The organism is Peijinzhouia sedimentorum, assembly GCF_049340005.1.
Lineage (GTDB): Bacteria > Bacteroidota > Bacteroidia > Cytophagales > Cyclobacteriaceae > CAXBDP01.
Genome location: NZ_JBMPIY010000001.1, coordinates 686,327 through 701,156, shown reverse-complemented (window position 1 = coordinate 701,156; position 14,830 = coordinate 686,327). Strand labels below are relative to the sequence as shown.

The window sequence follows — 14,830 nt, the reverse complement described above, 5'->3', positions numbered from 1 at the left end:
CGTATACGAGACCCGTACGTACGGTGGTGTGAGAGCCTCAACCTGAGCCATTTGGCTCAGGTCGGGCTACTCGATTAGCGGCTGTGGTTCCCTATTGCTATTCAACTGCTTCCAAAAATTCATCGTCCAATGGCGAAATTGAAGGTCCGAAATAGTTTGTGAGATTTCCTTTCTCGTCAATCACATATTTACTAAAATTCCAATCTGGTTGATGGTTATTCCAACCATTTGCTTTGCTGTCCGTAAGCCATTTATAAAGTGGTTGTTGTTCCTCGTTTTTTATTACCACTCCTTTTTTTGCTATTGGAAATGATACACCATAATTCACCTTGCAAAATTGTGAAATTTCGTTATCATTGCTTTTTTCCTGTTCCATAAAGTCGTTGGCAGGAAAAGCAATTATAGCCAATTTGTCGCCTAATTTTTCGTGTAGTTTTTGTAATTCGGCATATTGTCCTGTGTAACCACAATTTGAAGCAGTATTTACAATCAAAACTTTCTTTCCCGAATAGGCAGAAAAGTCAATTGGTTTTCCATTGTTCAATGTTGCCTTTTGTTCGTAGAAAGGAACTGTTGGTGCCGTTTTACTTTCATTGTTTAAAACCGTGCCGTTTTTGCCAATTTTAGCCGCTATGCGAGTAAACGGATAAAGAAAACGCAATGCTTTTTGTTTGAACGTTGCCATAATCTGTTTGTTTTTATTGTTGAACCTTATGAGTATATTCTCTATCTAATTTTTAAGTTCATAAAATTATCTATTGCGTATGTGCTTGACCCGTCACTATCCTATTATGAAACTTCGTTCGCTAAATGCAGGAATTGTTGGCTCAGCTTCGTAGAAATATTTGATTTCATCACTGCTGTCCGTAAGCCCTAAGCTGTATAGCAAAGGCACGTAGTGGTCGGGGGTGGGGGCGGCTAACTTACCCAACTTATGACTGTTTTGGTAATTAATGAGATTGGCAAAGTTTCGTGCATTAATTTGTTGTTTGAGCCAAGCATCATATTCCGCTTCCCAACCGTAAAGGGTCATATCATTTTTTCGCATTTTTTGTCCTGCCAACTGCAAGTTATGGATAAGCGCACCGCTGCCTATTATTAGCACCCCTTTGTTACGCAAAGATTTTAATTGTTTGCCCAACTCATAATGGTATTCGGGTTTGGCGTAATAGTCAATGCTCAGCTGGAAAACAGGAATATTGGCATCGGGAAATAAGTGCATCAGCATTGGCCATGCACCGTGGTCTAATCCCCAATCGGTTGTTTCCGAAACGGAAGGAACGATTTTCTTTACTTCGCGGGCAATATCAGGCGAGCCTTTGGCTTTGTAATATACCTTGTAGTATTCTTCGGGAAAACCATAATAATCGTAAATCTGTTTTTGTTCGGGCGATATGTTTACGAACGTGCCTTTTGTGCACCAATGGGCTGATACAACCAACGCAGCTTTTACTTCATGACTCTTTTGCAGGGTAATTCCTAAATCATAAAGCTTTTGCCAAAATGCTCGTTCACTTCTTGAAACTGGAATATCCATTGGGTTTCCATGAGAGGTAAACAGCACAGGCATTTTTTTACCTTGTGAAGGAAGTGCGTCAGTAAAATTTTTAAAACTGCTTAATGTTCCCATTGCGGTTAAAGCTAAAATTGATTGAAGAAATTCTTTGCGTTCCATAGTGATTTATGCTTTGGGTTGAATAGGCGCTTTTTTATATCTACCCCATGCTATGAAAACTGCGATTGCTCCTAAAATCAAATTAATACCTAATGCTTGATATTCGGCATTGGATATATGATATATAAAAGCCAATACCATAATAATAAAAAGACCCAAAGCTGCCAATGGCGTAAAAATTGGTTTAATGCGCAACAAGGCAGGCAGTAAAAGCCCGATACCGCCAAGCAATTCAGAAATACCAATGAACCTGACCATGCCTGCAGAAAAGTCATTTACCCAAGTCATTGATTGACTAAGCTCTTCAATGGGTTGTGTTGCTTTCATGATTCCTGCCATTAAAAACATGGCTGCCAGTAATACCTGTGCCACCCACAAGGCAATATTCAGGGTTTTATTGTTCTTCTTTTCCATTTATTTACTTTTTGAATTTAGATAAAAGATATTCTTGGACAGTGGTTGGTTTACGACTAAGCAATTGTGTTAAATCAGTGGTAGAAATATTCATAGTATCGGCTGCAAAAGCAACTGCAAATGCTGTAAACATACGTGCGTAATCCTCCGGAACCCCATGTTGCATTAAGGTTTGCTGATAAACTTCTGGTTCGGGAGAAACATAGTTGATCGCAACTCCGGTAACTTCAGAAATGTGCTTCGCAATTTCCCCAAACGATACAGGTTGTTCGATACCGATGTTGTAAGTTTTATTTTCGTGTCCGCCTGTAGTTAAAACATTAGCAAGCGCTTCTGCAATTTCGTTTCGCAATACAAAATTTATTTTTCCCTCACCTGCCGGAACAAAAATGGTTTTGGTTTCCAATATCTGTTCCCCCACATAATCCATCAACATATCCATATAAAAACCGTTTGCAAAAATGGTATAGGTAATTTCGGATTCTTTAAGGTATTTTTCTGTTTTCACATGATCTTCGGCTATAAACCACAGCGGAGATGTTGGGTCTTCATGGGTTCTCATAAAACCTGTGTAGATGATATGCTTCACACCATTTTCTTTAGCAGCTTTGATTGCATTGATGTGCTGCACCGCTCTGCTTTTGGTCATTTCGCTGGAAGAAATCAGAAGCATAGTTTCTACGCCTTGCATTGCAGTGCGTAAGGAATCAAAATCATCATAGTTGCCTATTTTGACATCTATACCTTTAGATTTTAATTCTGCTGCCTTCGCTTCATCTCTTGCCAATGCTGAAATTTGTTTTGCTGCAATTCCTTTTTGAAGCAAAAAGTTAATAGTTGATTTTCCTAATTGTCCTGTTGCTCCTGTGATGAATACTTTGCTCATAATTTTTTTATTTTTTTAGTGAAACATTTTTTTAACCGGACAAAGATACTACTTTTGCTATACTTTAGTAACTACTATACCATAATATATCGCTATACTTTGGTATAGCATAAGTAAATAAAAAATAAAATGAGCAGAATATCAGAATTAGTTAAGGTAAAGAAATGTTCGGGAGAGTTTGTTTTAGCCGTAAACGACACGATGAACGTTTTAAATGGCAAATGGAAACTGCCCATTATAGGTTCTTTGCTCTATGGTAAAAAACGCTTCAAGGAATTGGAAAGGGAAATTCCTAAAATCACGCCCCGTATGCTTTCCAAAGAGCTGAAAGACCTGGAAGTTAATAGCATAGTAACCCGCACTGTTTATAATACCACTCCTGTTACTATAGAGTATGAATTGACGAAATCGGGAAATTCGCTCAATACGGTTTTGGATGCTATGATAGGATGGGGCTTGCAACACCGCAAAATGGTAATCGGAAAAAAGGAGAAGGTTGCTGAAACTGTCAGAGTTTAACAAAGTGGTGGACTTTTTTTAAATTTTTTTACTGTGTCGGCAGGTCGTGTATTTGTCTGTCAGAGGTCGGTCGGTTGGGTATTGCGGTTTCGTCCTACCATTGCCGCTAACTTGTTTATAGACGCAACTCAGTTGCGTTAACCTCACCAATTTAGATGGATTAACGCAACTGTTGCGTCTATTTCCCATTTGTCTGAGGCGGTATTTTTATTAATTTTCATTGTTTGCTTATAAACATACGTTATTCAAACTAGATATCCAATTTGTCCAAAGGACTTTTAATTTGATCGAATCCTTTGGTGGTCATGTGGGTATAAATCTCGGTTGTTTTTGAGCTACTGTGTCCTAGTAGTGTTTGTATATACCGCAAATCTGTACCGTTCTCAAGAAGATGTGTGGCAAAACTATGCCGTAGGGTATGGACAGTTACGTTTTTTTTAATTTTCGATTTTTCTAAAGCAGATTTTAGTATTTGTTGAATACTTCTTTTTGAATATTGCTTCGGTTGATCTTTGGTGCTATCATTTCCTTCAAAAACGTAATTATATGGCTTGTACTTACTGAAGTATTCTCTGAGTATTTGTAAGGTTTTGGTTGATAATAAAGTATATCTATCTCTATTCCCTTTTGAGTTTTCCACCCGTATTTGCATTCGTTTGCTATCGATATCTGAAATTTTCAGTTGGATTAATTCACTTATCCTTAACCCAGCTGAATAGATTGTCATCAAAATGGCCTTATGCTTTAGATTTTCAGTATTTGCTAGAATAGCTTGTATTTCTTCTGTGCTGCATACAGTTGGTAGTTTCTTTTCTTTCTCAGGTCTTTCTATTCGGTAAAATCTTCGCTTTCCTCCTAATACCCGCTCAAAATAGAATTTTATTGCATTGATAGCTAAATTCTGATAAGATGCTGAAACCTCCCGCTCAGTTACCAAATACCTGGAAAACTCCATTACATGTTTTTCATTGAGTTCATCTATATTTTCACGATGAAAATAATTTATAAATTCCTCAAATTGTGATGTATAGACCTTTATCGTACTTGCACTATATCTCAATTCTTCCAGCTTAGCAATGTATTGCTCTGGGCATTTACGATAGTTTGGAATATCCAAAGGACTAATCCTTGGTTTGCCTCGAGAAGGATTTTGTTTTTCTTCCTTTATATCTAATGCTAGCTTATTAATCTCTTTCTTAAGCTCTTTATAATATTTTTCCGAATAGGGAATCTGCCACCATTTGTTTTTCGAATCCCATTTTGCATAAGGTAGGGTTTTGATAAAGTGAATAAGCTCAGGAATAAACTGAAATATGATTCTGACTTGGGAGCTAGCAGTTAATATTAGTAATACTGTGCCATCCTTAGCCTGCCTAAGATTTTGGTCATTTTCAGGACCTTCATGTTCCTTATGAAAGGTTAGGGATAATCTTTTACCAAAGTATTGCTTGAGTTTATCCAAATTGCCCGGATAATTTGGGACTTGCCACATAAAATCTTTAGGAAGCCATCTTGAATATAGTATTCCTTTTACGAATGTGATATCTGCCTCATTCTTGGGCATTTTTAGCAAAATCTTCTTTGTAAATACTTCGGCTTTGATTGATCCAACTTTTTGAGTGGTTAGCTGCTTTGTAGTATTACTATCCTCCCGCCATTTCGCAAAAGGAAACATTTGTTCAATTAATTCTAAGTTTTTATCGGAAGGAGCTACGTGCCATAATTTTTGACTTTGACTCCATTTAGCATCTTCTAATTTTTTAACCTTCGACGCTGTATCTGCATGGTATCCAAATGATATGGTAATCCTTTCTATTCCTCTTACTTTCGTTTTACATAATTCCATAATAGTTAAATTTTTATTGCGCTTTAGCCTCCAATAGTGGATATATACGAACTTTCTTGAAAATTTTAAATGGGCGCATTGTAAAATATAAATTAAGACAATCTTCTAACAATTTTTGATGTCAACATCCTTAAGGTAAGAGAAGCAATGTAGCTTTTTATCCCACAGATTGAGCGGTGAACCTTGCGGAGGATGTGGGTTTTCGCTCATTACCGAAAGTCGGATTGCAAATCCTCATTATCAGGAGTTCGACATTGCAAATGTTGAACAGTTGGTTTTTAGGGTTGAATATCTGCTGATTGATTTCTAATTATATTTTCAGACGACTGTGCGGGAGGATAATTTGTGCTATTCCATTATCCCATGGTTGAAACCATGGGCTATGGATATTTCGCTCCTCTGGAGCTTGAAATCATAGTCCATCAAAAAAATCATCTCTAATCATAGTTCAGACAATTGCGATGACCTTGGATAATTTGTAATTACTCTTATTGAGGATTACAAATCCTATTTATCTGGAGTACGACATTGCAATGGTCGAACAGTTGGATGTAACTAATTTGAATTAAAGAATTATAGCTCCGTAAAAAGCACTCTTACAGATCGGAAGTAAACTTCGAAGTCTTCGGGTTTGTCTGTGTGGAATCCTATGAGTAACCAAATTGTGCCAGCATTATTGGAGCGGGCCAAGAAAGGGTAATTGATATTCTCAAGTTGTACAACCTGGAAGTCACTGCCTTCATCCTGATGTTGCAACGGGCCAAGATTGATAATATCGGAATTACTATCGCCAACGGTAATAGGAATCTGATTATTGAAGTTGGGTTCTAGCAGTCCTGTGAGTGGCGAGTTTCCAATGATGTTTGGTTCGAAACTTAAAGCTCCCGCAAGCATTCTTAGTCCACTTTCATTTGATGCAGATTTGCTAACAAAGTTGCTTGGAGTAGCAGCAATGTTTGTTGCTACATCCATTCTAAATATTAGCCTGAATAGCTTATTAGGAGTAAGGCCAGTGACTTCTTTTTTTAGGAAAAAATGTATCTCTGAGCCTTTGTTGCTTCCTGACACATACAATCCATTACGTGATTGACCCGTGCTTCCCGGAAGTGGAGTGATGTTAATTTGAAGTTGATATTCCTCTACGGAATTGCTTGGGATATTGGTGAAAAATGGCGACCAGCCTTGTGGGCCTTCAGAAAAATCGCTGACCAGTACAATACCTAATGGTGTTTCGTCAGTGATGTCGTTGCATGCCACCGAAAGGGAGAATACAGTTAAAAAGTAAAAAAGGGTTTTCCCTAAATATTTATTGAATTTCAATGCTATTGACCCCGTTAAAAATAAACCTGCACCCCAACTGAACTCCTTTAGTACCTCTACTTACTTAGGAGATCATTCATCCAACAAACCTTAACCATGAAAAAGACGGGGGTGCAGGAATTCTATTAATATTTTAAACTGATTCACTAAGAACAAGACAACTTTGGATCCAAAAGGTTGGAATGGCTAAAGATTTTAAAAAATTTCTAAGGAAGCCAAAAATCAAACACTATTTTGTTCATACAGTCAAAGTGACCTTTTGGGCATTTGTCAAATCCAATTTTGGAACAAGGTCTACATCCTAGTCCTTGTTTCTCCAGTATAACGAATTTAGTTCGATAAGGATACATTCCAAACGAAGGAATTGTGTTGCCCCATATAGTAAAAAGCTGTTTTTGAAATGCAGCTGCAATATGCATCATTCCAGTGTCGTGGCTGAATACATAATTAGCATTTTTGATAATGCTAGCAGATTGATTAATAGATAGTTTGCCGCAAGTGTCAAAAATGATTGCCTTTTTGTTCATTTCGGCAAGTTTGGGCTCATAGTCTTGATTTTCCTCCCGCCTTTCAAAAAAATCGACAATTGACTGCGCAGTTTCTTTATCCTCTTTGCCTCCAATCAATATTATGGGTTTGTTTATCTTATCACAGAGCTCGATCATTCTGCCCAATGGAAGTCTTTTTGTGGCATGTTGTCCGCCAATTGCATAGACTACATATTCCTTTTGAAATGCTTCCGGAAGCCAATCATTCTCTACTTCATATTTGTGAGGGATAAAATAGTCTAACCCCAAAGCATCCATTTTCACCCCAAGATCTTTTACTGTTTCCATGTATCGATCTACGATATGGACATTTGGCAAACGATCGATTTTCAATTGCACCTTAAGCCACTTTTCGACATTCAGTTTTTGAAAGCTCTTCGATTTCACTCCTAAGGCCAGTTTAATCTGTCTAGTTCTCAAATTATTATGCAGATCGACGATAAAGTCAAATTTCTCTGTTTTAAGCTCCTTGATTAAATCACTCGTGCTATTTTCGAGCAGGTGGATTTTGGTTAAATAAGGATTAGCTTCTAAAATGCTGAAATAGTTTTTCTTAGTAGCAAAGTGAATTTCGGCATTGTCTAGCTGTGTTTTGAGCGTACGAATCACCGGAGTAGTAAGCACAATATCTCCAATTGACGAAAAGCGGAGGATCAGGATTTTCATATTCTATTTGCTCGCTTTTTTCAATCTGTCTGCAAAGTGCTTTTCAACCTCAGCCAAAGATTTTGCATTGAAAGTCATGTTCTTAGTAAGTCCACCTTTGCGGCCAACATATACGCCGTATTTCATGTGTTCATATCCAGCTTTTTCGTGCGCATCGGGATTTATGCTGAGCATCACATTTTTTTCTAATGCATAATGCACCCAGCGCCAATCCAAATCGAGTCGCCATGGGTTGGCATTGATTTCGATAATGACTCCATAATGTGCACAAGCATCAATTACAGCTTTGTGGTCTATTGGGTAGCCTTCACGACGTAAAAGTAATCGGCCCGTTGGGTGGCCAAGCATGGTGGTATATGGGTTTGCAATGGCTCTAATCAATCGCTCAGTGGCCTTTTTCGAATCCATATTTAAGTTGCTATGAATAGAGGCCACTATAAAATCGAAACTAGCGAGCACATTTGTTGGGTAATCCAATGCACCGTCGTTTAAGATGTCGGATTCTATTCCTTTGAAAACTTTGAAGGGCTTTAATTCCGCATTTAATTCGTCAATTTCTTTATGCTGTTTGATGATGGCTTCTTCCTCAAGTCCTTGGGCATAAAATGCAGATCGGCTATGGTCGCTGATACCCAAATATTCGTAGCCTAGTTCTTTGCAATAGCTTGCCATTTCTCTTAAGCTATGCTTGCCATCGCTATAAGTACTATGATTATGTAGGATTCCTTTAAGGTCGCTTACTTCAAGTAGCTTGGGCGTATGGCCACTTTTGATATATTCAGTTTCGGCAAGTCCCTCCCGCATTTCTGGTGCTATATAGGGCCAATTTACTTTTTTGTAAATTTCTTCCTCAGTAGCGAAAGGCTCTTTTGTAGCGATTTCTTGAAGAGTTTTATTGTCCTCAGTTTGGAAACCTAAGTGTTGTGGTGAAGCGGATTTGGTAAGAAGCAAACTCCCAAATTCAACTTGATCACAAAATCTGAATTCAACAGGAATAGGCTTCGAGCGAAATTTGCCACGTAATGTACGTGGGCCACTATTCTGCTCGTCCCATTCGATAATTTCTTCGTCTGCTATTTTTTGCTCAATTGTGCTTGCATCAATATCAGCAATAAGCCAATTGAGTTGAGTAATTACCTCCCGCTTCATTTGGAAATCGCCTGTGCTGCTCCATTTTTTCACGCCGGCAGCTTTCAATAATTCATCTATTTCATCTACCAATTCTTCAGCTTCGGCATAATGTAATTGGCCACTTACGGATGCTTTAAATAGGATGGCTTCTTTGATGTTTTCCTGCGTTTTTTCACCAAAGCCTTTCACTTTGGCTACTTTGTTATCTTCGCAGGCTTGGAGCAAATCATCTAAATTATCAATTTCCAACTCCTTCCACAGTAATCGTATTTTCTTTGGTCCAACTCCTTTGATGCTGAGCATATCCAAAACGCCTTGAGGTGTTTGCTCAAGCAAATTATCTAAAGCTGGATGACTGCCACTTTCAATAATCTGAGCGATTACTAGCGCTAATGATTTGCCAATACCATCAATTTTTTCTAATTCTGCTGATGACAAATTGGCCAGAGATTGTTCTAAACGCTCCAGCTTGAAAATGGCATTTTGAAAACTTCTGACTTTGAAGGCATTTTCCTCATGGAGCTCCATGAGCTCAGCTGTTTTCTTTATGATTTTTACGATGTCTTTATTTTCCAAGAGTATTGTATTTACAAATTGAAAATCTCCATTCAGGTTTTTTTTGCAAGCTAATTTTGTTTTATTGGCTATAAGAATAAAAAGAACCTAAATTTCAGATCGAATGATTTTTTGAAGCAAATTGCATGAAAGCTGCAAAGCAATAAACCTTTTTGCCTGTTAAATGATTTGAAATTAATTTAAAACCTAAAAATAAAGAAAAATGAACTATTGGTTAGTAAAGTCTGAGCCGCATAAATATTCTTGGGACGATTTTGAGAAAGTGAAAAAGGATGTTTGGGATGGTGTAAGAAATTACCAAGCTAGAAATAATCTCACCGATATGAGGGAGGGAGATTTGGTGTTGTTTTATCATAGTGGTGATGAACGATGTGTTATGGGCATTTCCAAAGTAGTGAAAGAGAGTTATCAAGACCCAACTACAGATGATAGTAGATGGGTTTCGGTAGATTTGGAAGTAGTCGAAAAACTGCCAAACAGTGTAAGTCTGAAGCAAGTAAAAAGCGATGAAAGGTTACTCAATATTGCATTGGTAAAGCAATCGCGACTTTCTGTAATGCCACTAAAATCTGAAGAGTTTGATATTATATTAGAAATGGCTCAAAAAGCTTGAGACTGAAAATTCATCATAGCGCGATTATCTTAATTCTACTCTTCTTTGGAGTGAAGGGGCAGCTTCGTGCCCAAATTGAGCAACCAGTAAGAGCCGAAATTGAAATAGCTTGGGATGAGTCGGTCTACAATATCATCTCCCTCAAGAAATCAGGTGTTTTACTGATCAGGCAGGTATTGAATAATTTATCTTCGATGAAAGATAGAGATTGGGAGATTGTGCGCTACGATACAGATTTGAAAGAAGTGTGGAAAAGTACATTTGTAGAGGATGTAAGTTTCCAACTTTTTGGGTACGATCATCGAGGCCGTTATGCTTATCTGCTTTATAAAAGAGGAGAGAATAGAGATGCTAATTTGATATTGAAGCGGATTACAGTTGAAACAGGGGCAGTGGAGTCTTTTGACTTTAGTAGTGTAGTTGAGATGGAGATTACCTACTTCGAAACCTTAAATAATAAGATTATTTTGGGTGGTTATTATAATAATAAACCTGTAGTTGCGGTCATTTCTCTTGCCACCAAATTGGCGGTGGTTTTGCCAAATGTATTCAATGAAAATGCAGATTTGATAGATATTAAAATAGATGAATTGAATAATGTTTTCACAGTATTGGTATCGGAGCGGGAGGAAAACAAGAACTACACTATCGCTGTCAAAAACTTCAATGAAGAAGGTGATTTAATAAGCGATACCCGGATCAATACCGATTCTGATAAAGCTCTTATTTCAGGAAAAGTCACCGCTTTGGATGCAATGGGTCAACGAATTATTGGGAATTATTCCAATAAGAAAAACTATGCAAGTCAAGGCTTTTTTATTGCCAATCTTAAAATGGATGGAACTCAAACTATTGATTACCATACTTATGGCGATTTGAATAATTTCTTTTCCTACATGCCTCCTAATAGACGTGATAGGATGATGCGAAAGTACAGAAGCAAAGACAATGGCCGGACTGCTCTGTTAAATCAGCGCATGATTTTAAGTAATTTAGTGCCTACTCAAAATGGACACATTGTGGTAGCCACAGGTTATCAGCCACTATTTACAGACCGCAATCCAAACATGGCTAGGAGATACCAATATTTTCCTAACCGCTTCGGAACGGATTTTATGTCTATGCAACAGCAGGTAAATGCTTACAGATATGAGTTTGCATCAATTATAGCTTTCGATAATGAAGGCAAGCTACTTTGGGATAATGTGATGGAACTTCGAGACAAGGAATTACCAAGCTTAGAGGATTTCGTTTATGTGTATCCTGAGCCATATCGCACCATAATGATGTATATGAGCGAAAATGAAATTGTATATCAAGTGGTAAATAAGAATGAGCTAATTGAACCGAAAACTTATGAGGAGGTTGCTTTAGAATATGAGGAAGATAAAATTCGTTCCTTTACCTATGAAACTGAAGGCTTACAACATTGGTATGATGAGTATTTCTTTGCTTTTGGAGTACAGCGTATCAGAAATAGGGAGGTAGAGGAAGTGGAAAATGATCGAAAAGTGTTCTACATTAATAAGGTAGTTTACCGTTAAAGACACCGCTTTAGCGAATTTCCTCCCGCCATTATTACAAGAGGGATCTATGTTTTTTTCTGATATCTGCCACAGCTTATGCAATCCACGGCCAAATTATTTTATCTTTGCGTTCAGCAATGCAAAAGCGCCTAATCATCGACCATCAGCAGCTGGATCTTATCCTTAAGAGACTTTGCCAGCAACTTATTGAAAATCATGGTTCTTTTGATAATTCTGTAATCTTAGGTTTGCAGCCCAGAGGCGTGTTTTTTGCAGACAGAATAGTGAAGCAATTATCCAAGCAATTGGGCAAAGAAGTAAGCTTAGGTTATTTAGATTCTACCTTCCACCGCGACGATTTTAGACGAAGAGATTTGCCAATACAGGCTAACACCACTAATGTGCCTTTTCTGGTAGAAAATAAGAATGTAATCTTAGTAGATGATGTGCTATTTACTGGCCGATCTGTGCGCGCAGCAATGGATGCAATGATCGCATTTGGAAGACCCAATAAAGTAGAATTGTTGATTTTAATAGATCGAAAATATTCACGTGAATTGCCGATAGAGGCGGATTATGTAGGGAGAGCAGTAAATACACTTCCAACGGAGAAGGTACTTGCAGACTGGTCGGATAAACAGGATGGTAAAGATCAAATTTGGCTAATAAGTAAAGAATTAGACTAATGCAAAAACTGAGTGTCAGGCATCTTTTAGGAATCAGAGACCTCACCCGAGATGATCTCGACATTATTTTTAAAACGGCTGACAATTTCAAGGAGGTGATAAACAGACCGATCAAAAAGGTGCCTTCCTTACGAGATATTACCATTGCCAATATCTTTTTCGAAAACTCCACACGAACCAAACTTTCCTTTGAACTGGCTGAAAAGAGGCTTTCTGCGGATGTTGTGAATTTCTCATCATCGAACAGCTCGGTGAAAAAAGGGGAAACCTTGCTCGATACAGTCAATAATATTTTGGCTATGAAAGTGGATATGGTAGTAATGCGCCATGCAAGTCCAGGTGCTCCACATTTCTTGGCTAGAGAGCTGGCAAAGACCAAATTGGGAAAAAATACCCAAATTGTAAATGCAGGAGATGGTACACATGAACATCCAACGCAGGCTTTGTTAGACACTTTTTCTATTCGAGAGAAATTCGGTGATGTGAAGGGATTGAAAGTCGCAATAATCGGTGATATACTTCATTCTAGAGTTGCGCTTTCCAATATCTACGCTTTGCAAAAGTTGGGAGCGGAGGTGATGGTATGCGGACCACCAACACTCCTCCCGCGTTTTATTGCGGAAACGGGTGTACTTGTAGAGCATAATGTACGCAATGCGCTGCAATGGTGTGATGTGGCCAATGTGCTCCGTATTCAGTTGGAACGTCAGCAAATAAAGTATTTTCCAAGCTTGAGGGAATACACTCTTTATTATGGAATTAATCGCAGGTTGCTCGATTCTATTTCTAAAGACATTACCATAATGCATCCGGGTCCAATCAATAGAGGTGTTGAAATTACTACTGATGTAGCTGATTCTGCTCAGTCAATTATTCTCAACCAAGTGGAAAATGGTGTGGCCATTCGTATGGCTGTTTTGTATTTGTTGGCTGCTCAAATGCCAAACTAAGGTATTTCTTCATCGTAGCTTAATTTGAAAACATGCCGATAAGGCCTTAATATTTCTTATTTTTGCAAAAAATAAATCAAAAGAACATGTACTACAATTCCATCATCGAAACCATAGGAAATACCCCTATGATCAAGCTTAACAAAATCAATCAAGGCATTCCAGGGACTATTCTAGTAAAAGTAGAGTATTTCAATCCTGGCAATAGTATGAAAGATCGGATGGCATTGAAGATGGTGGAGGACGCTGAAAAGGCGGGTATTTTGAAGCCGGGTGGAACGATTATAGAAGGCACTTCGGGCAATACTGGTATGGGCTTGGCTTTGGCGGCTATTGCAAAAGGTTATAAGTGCATTTTCACGATGTCGGATAAGCAAAGTCAAGAGAAGATTGATATTCTAAAGGCAGTAGGAGCAGAGGTGATTGTTTGTCCTACCAATGTGACTCCGGACGATCCACGAAGCTATTACTCAGTTGCGAAAAAGCTCAATCAAGATATTCCAAACTCATTTTACCCAAACCAATACGATAATTTGTCGAATGCTTTGGCGCATTATGAAACTACTGGCCCTGAGATATGGGAACAGACTGAAGGTAAAATCACTCATTATGCAGCTGGTGTAGGCACAGGTGGTTCTATGTGTGGTGTAGCTAAGTTCTTAAAAGAGCAAAATAAAGAAGTGGTAAGTGTAGGTATTGATACTTACGGTTCTGTGTTTAAGAAGTATAAGGAAACAGGAATTTTTGATGAGAATGAAGTTTATCCTTACATGACAGAAGGGATTGGTGAAGATATTTTACCAAAGAATGTAGACTTTTCTGTGATTGATCATTTCGTGAAAGTGACTGATAAGGACGGAGCCATTATGACTCGCAGACTGGCCCGTGAGGAAGGATTGTTTTGCGGATGGTCTTGTGGTTCTGCTGTATTTGGCGCATTAGAGTATGCCAAGGAAAACCTAAAAGAAGCTGATGTGATGGTGATTATTTTGCCAGATCATGGCACGCGCTATTTAGCCAAAATCTACAATGACTCTTGGATGAAAAATCACGGCTTCATTGAAAAGAAGAATTTCAGTACAGCAAAGGATATTATCTCGGGTAAAAATGGAACGGGTAATTTAGTGACAATTCCGTCAACAGCAACTATTACAGAGGCTGTTAAAATATTACATAAAGTTGGTGTAGATCAGGCTCCAGTTGTGGAAGGAGAAGTATTTGTAGGAAGTATTATTGATTCTAAAATACTTGATCTACTTATCGAAGATCCAGCCGTGAAGGACAAAAGAGTTTCTGAAGTAATGGATAAACCATTGCAATTTGTAGGTATGGATAATACCGTTGATGTACTTAGTTCATTGATTAATAGTCAGAATAAAGCACTTCTTGTAAGAGACGAATTAAACAGAGTACATATTGTAACCCAACATGATTTATTGGTAGCAATGGCAAATTGAGTTTTGCTTTTTGGGAT

At 38.1% G+C, this 14,830-nt stretch carries 14 protein-coding genes; 6 read left to right on the top strand and 8 right to left on the bottom strand.

Annotated elements, in window-relative coordinates; all coding sequences use genetic code 11:
• Positions 1-97: 97 nt before the first annotated feature.
• From ACOXY8_RS03075 to ACOXY8_RS03060, 4 genes are all read right to left on the bottom strand, one after another.
• On the bottom strand, positions 98-685 hold the full coding sequence (locus ACOXY8_RS03075) for a glutathione peroxidase (RefSeq protein ID WP_073098402.1): 588 nt from the start codon (positions 683-685) through the stop codon (positions 98-100).
• Positions 686-781: 96 nt separating this feature from the next.
• Positions 782-1,675: a dioxygenase family protein gene (locus ACOXY8_RS03070; protein WP_084097626.1), complete on the bottom strand. Its 894-nt coding sequence runs from the start codon at positions 1,673-1,675 to the stop codon at positions 782-784.
• 6 nt (positions 1,676-1,681) lie between these two features.
• Complete coding sequence (locus ACOXY8_RS03065) at positions 1,682-2,089, bottom strand: DoxX family protein (RefSeq protein ID WP_099542992.1); 408 nt, start codon at positions 2,087-2,089, stop codon at positions 1,682-1,684.
• Positions 2,090-2,093: 4 nt separating this feature from the next.
• Positions 2,094-2,975 carry an SDR family oxidoreductase gene (locus ACOXY8_RS03060; protein ID WP_073098406.1) on the bottom strand — a complete coding sequence of 294 codons (882 nt, stop codon included), beginning with the start codon at positions 2,973-2,975 and terminating at the stop codon, positions 2,094-2,096.
• Between the two features lie 129 nt (positions 2,976-3,104).
• Between ACOXY8_RS03060 and ACOXY8_RS03055 the strand changes: the two genes are divergently transcribed.
• Positions 3,105-3,494: a winged helix-turn-helix transcriptional regulator gene (locus ACOXY8_RS03055; protein WP_026750972.1), complete on the top strand. Its 390-nt coding sequence runs from the start codon at positions 3,105-3,107 to the stop codon at positions 3,492-3,494.
• A gap of 250 nt (positions 3,495-3,744) precedes the next feature.
• On the opposite strand, the gene ACOXY8_RS03050 is transcribed toward ACOXY8_RS03055, so the two are convergent.
• The 4 genes from ACOXY8_RS03050 to polX all read right to left on the bottom strand — a co-directional run bounded on the left by ACOXY8_RS03050 (position 3,745) and on the right by polX (position 9,581).
• Positions 3,745-5,340 (bottom strand): tyrosine-type recombinase/integrase, encoded by a 1,596-nt coding sequence (locus ACOXY8_RS03050; protein WP_458330088.1) that lies wholly within the window; start codon positions 5,338-5,340, stop codon positions 3,745-3,747.
• 573 nt (positions 5,341-5,913) lie between these two features.
• Positions 5,914-6,660 carry a hypothetical protein gene (locus tag ACOXY8_RS03045; RefSeq protein WP_458330087.1) on the bottom strand — a complete coding sequence of 249 codons (747 nt, stop codon included), beginning with the start codon at positions 6,658-6,660 and terminating at the stop codon, positions 5,914-5,916.
• 206 nt (positions 6,661-6,866) lie between these two features.
• Positions 6,867-7,874, bottom strand: coding sequence for a glycosyltransferase family 9 protein (locus ACOXY8_RS03040; protein WP_458330086.1), 1,008 nt, complete (start codon positions 7,872-7,874; stop codon positions 6,867-6,869).
• A 3-nt stretch (positions 7,875-7,877) separates the two neighbouring features.
• Positions 7,878-9,581, bottom strand: coding sequence for a DNA polymerase/3'-5' exonuclease PolX (polX, locus tag ACOXY8_RS03035; RefSeq protein WP_458330085.1), 1,704 nt, complete (start codon positions 9,579-9,581; stop codon positions 7,878-7,880).
• Between the two features lie 202 nt (positions 9,582-9,783).
• Between polX and ACOXY8_RS03030 the strand changes: the two genes are divergently transcribed.
• The 5 genes from ACOXY8_RS03030 (at position 9,784) to ACOXY8_RS03010 (ending at position 14,813) form a co-directional block, all read left to right on the top strand.
• Positions 9,784-10,194, top strand: coding sequence for an EVE domain-containing protein (locus ACOXY8_RS03030; protein ID WP_458330084.1), 411 nt, complete (start codon positions 9,784-9,786; stop codon positions 10,192-10,194).
• Positions 10,191-11,738: a hypothetical protein gene (locus ACOXY8_RS03025; RefSeq protein WP_458330083.1), complete on the top strand. Its 1,548-nt coding sequence runs from the start codon at positions 10,191-10,193 to the stop codon at positions 11,736-11,738. The genes ACOXY8_RS03030 and ACOXY8_RS03025 overlap by 4 nt, the downstream gene beginning before the upstream one ends.
• A gap of 119 nt (positions 11,739-11,857) precedes the next feature.
• Positions 11,858-12,406 carry a bifunctional pyr operon transcriptional regulator/uracil phosphoribosyltransferase PyrR gene (gene pyrR / locus ACOXY8_RS03020; RefSeq protein ID WP_458330082.1) on the top strand — a complete coding sequence of 183 codons (549 nt, stop codon included), beginning with the start codon at positions 11,858-11,860 and terminating at the stop codon, positions 12,404-12,406.
• The gene (locus ACOXY8_RS03015) at positions 12,406-13,356 is read left to right on the top strand and encodes an aspartate carbamoyltransferase catalytic subunit (RefSeq protein WP_458330081.1); all 951 of its coding nucleotides are present in this window, start codon (positions 12,406-12,408) and stop codon (positions 13,354-13,356) included. The genes pyrR and ACOXY8_RS03015 overlap by 1 nt, the downstream gene beginning before the upstream one ends.
• An 86-nt stretch (positions 13,357-13,442) precedes the next feature.
• Positions 13,443-14,813, top strand: coding sequence for a cystathionine beta-synthase (locus ACOXY8_RS03010; protein ID WP_458330080.1), 1,371 nt, complete (start codon positions 13,443-13,445; stop codon positions 14,811-14,813).
• Positions 14,814-14,830 lie beyond the last annotated feature (17 nt).

Bases quoted from the DNA above. Each gene is read 5' to 3' on its own strand.
- ACOXY8_RS03075 (WP_073098402.1), bottom strand. From the start codon at position 685: ATGGCAACGTTCAAACAAAAAGCATTGCGTTTTCTTTATCCGTTTACT.
- ACOXY8_RS03070 (WP_084097626.1), bottom strand. From the start codon at position 1,675: ATGGAACGCAAAGAATTTCTTCAATCAATTTTAGCTTTAACCGCAATG.
- ACOXY8_RS03065 (WP_099542992.1), bottom strand. From the start codon at position 2,089: ATGGAAAAGAAGAACAATAAAACCCTGAATATTGCCTTGTGGGTGGCA.
- ACOXY8_RS03060 (WP_073098406.1), bottom strand. From the start codon at position 2,975: ATGAGCAAAGTATTCATCACAGGAGCAACAGGACAATTAGGAAAATCA.
- ACOXY8_RS03055 (WP_026750972.1), top strand. From the start codon at position 3,105: ATGAGCAGAATATCAGAATTAGTTAAGGTAAAGAAATGTTCGGGAGAG.
- ACOXY8_RS03050 (WP_458330088.1), bottom strand. From the start codon at position 5,340: ATGGAATTATGTAAAACGAAAGTAAGAGGAATAGAAAGGATTACCATA.
- ACOXY8_RS03040 (WP_458330086.1), bottom strand. From the start codon at position 7,874: ATGAAAATCCTGATCCTCCGCTTTTCGTCAATTGGAGATATTGTGCTT.
- ACOXY8_RS03030 (WP_458330084.1), top strand. From the start codon at position 9,784: ATGAACTATTGGTTAGTAAAGTCTGAGCCGCATAAATATTCTTGGGAC.
- pyrR (WP_458330082.1), top strand. From the start codon at position 11,858: ATGCAAAAGCGCCTAATCATCGACCATCAGCAGCTGGATCTTATCCTT.
- ACOXY8_RS03015 (WP_458330081.1), top strand. From the start codon at position 12,406: ATGCAAAAACTGAGTGTCAGGCATCTTTTAGGAATCAGAGACCTCACC.
- ACOXY8_RS03010 (WP_458330080.1), top strand. From the start codon at position 13,443: ATGTACTACAATTCCATCATCGAAACCATAGGAAATACCCCTATGATC.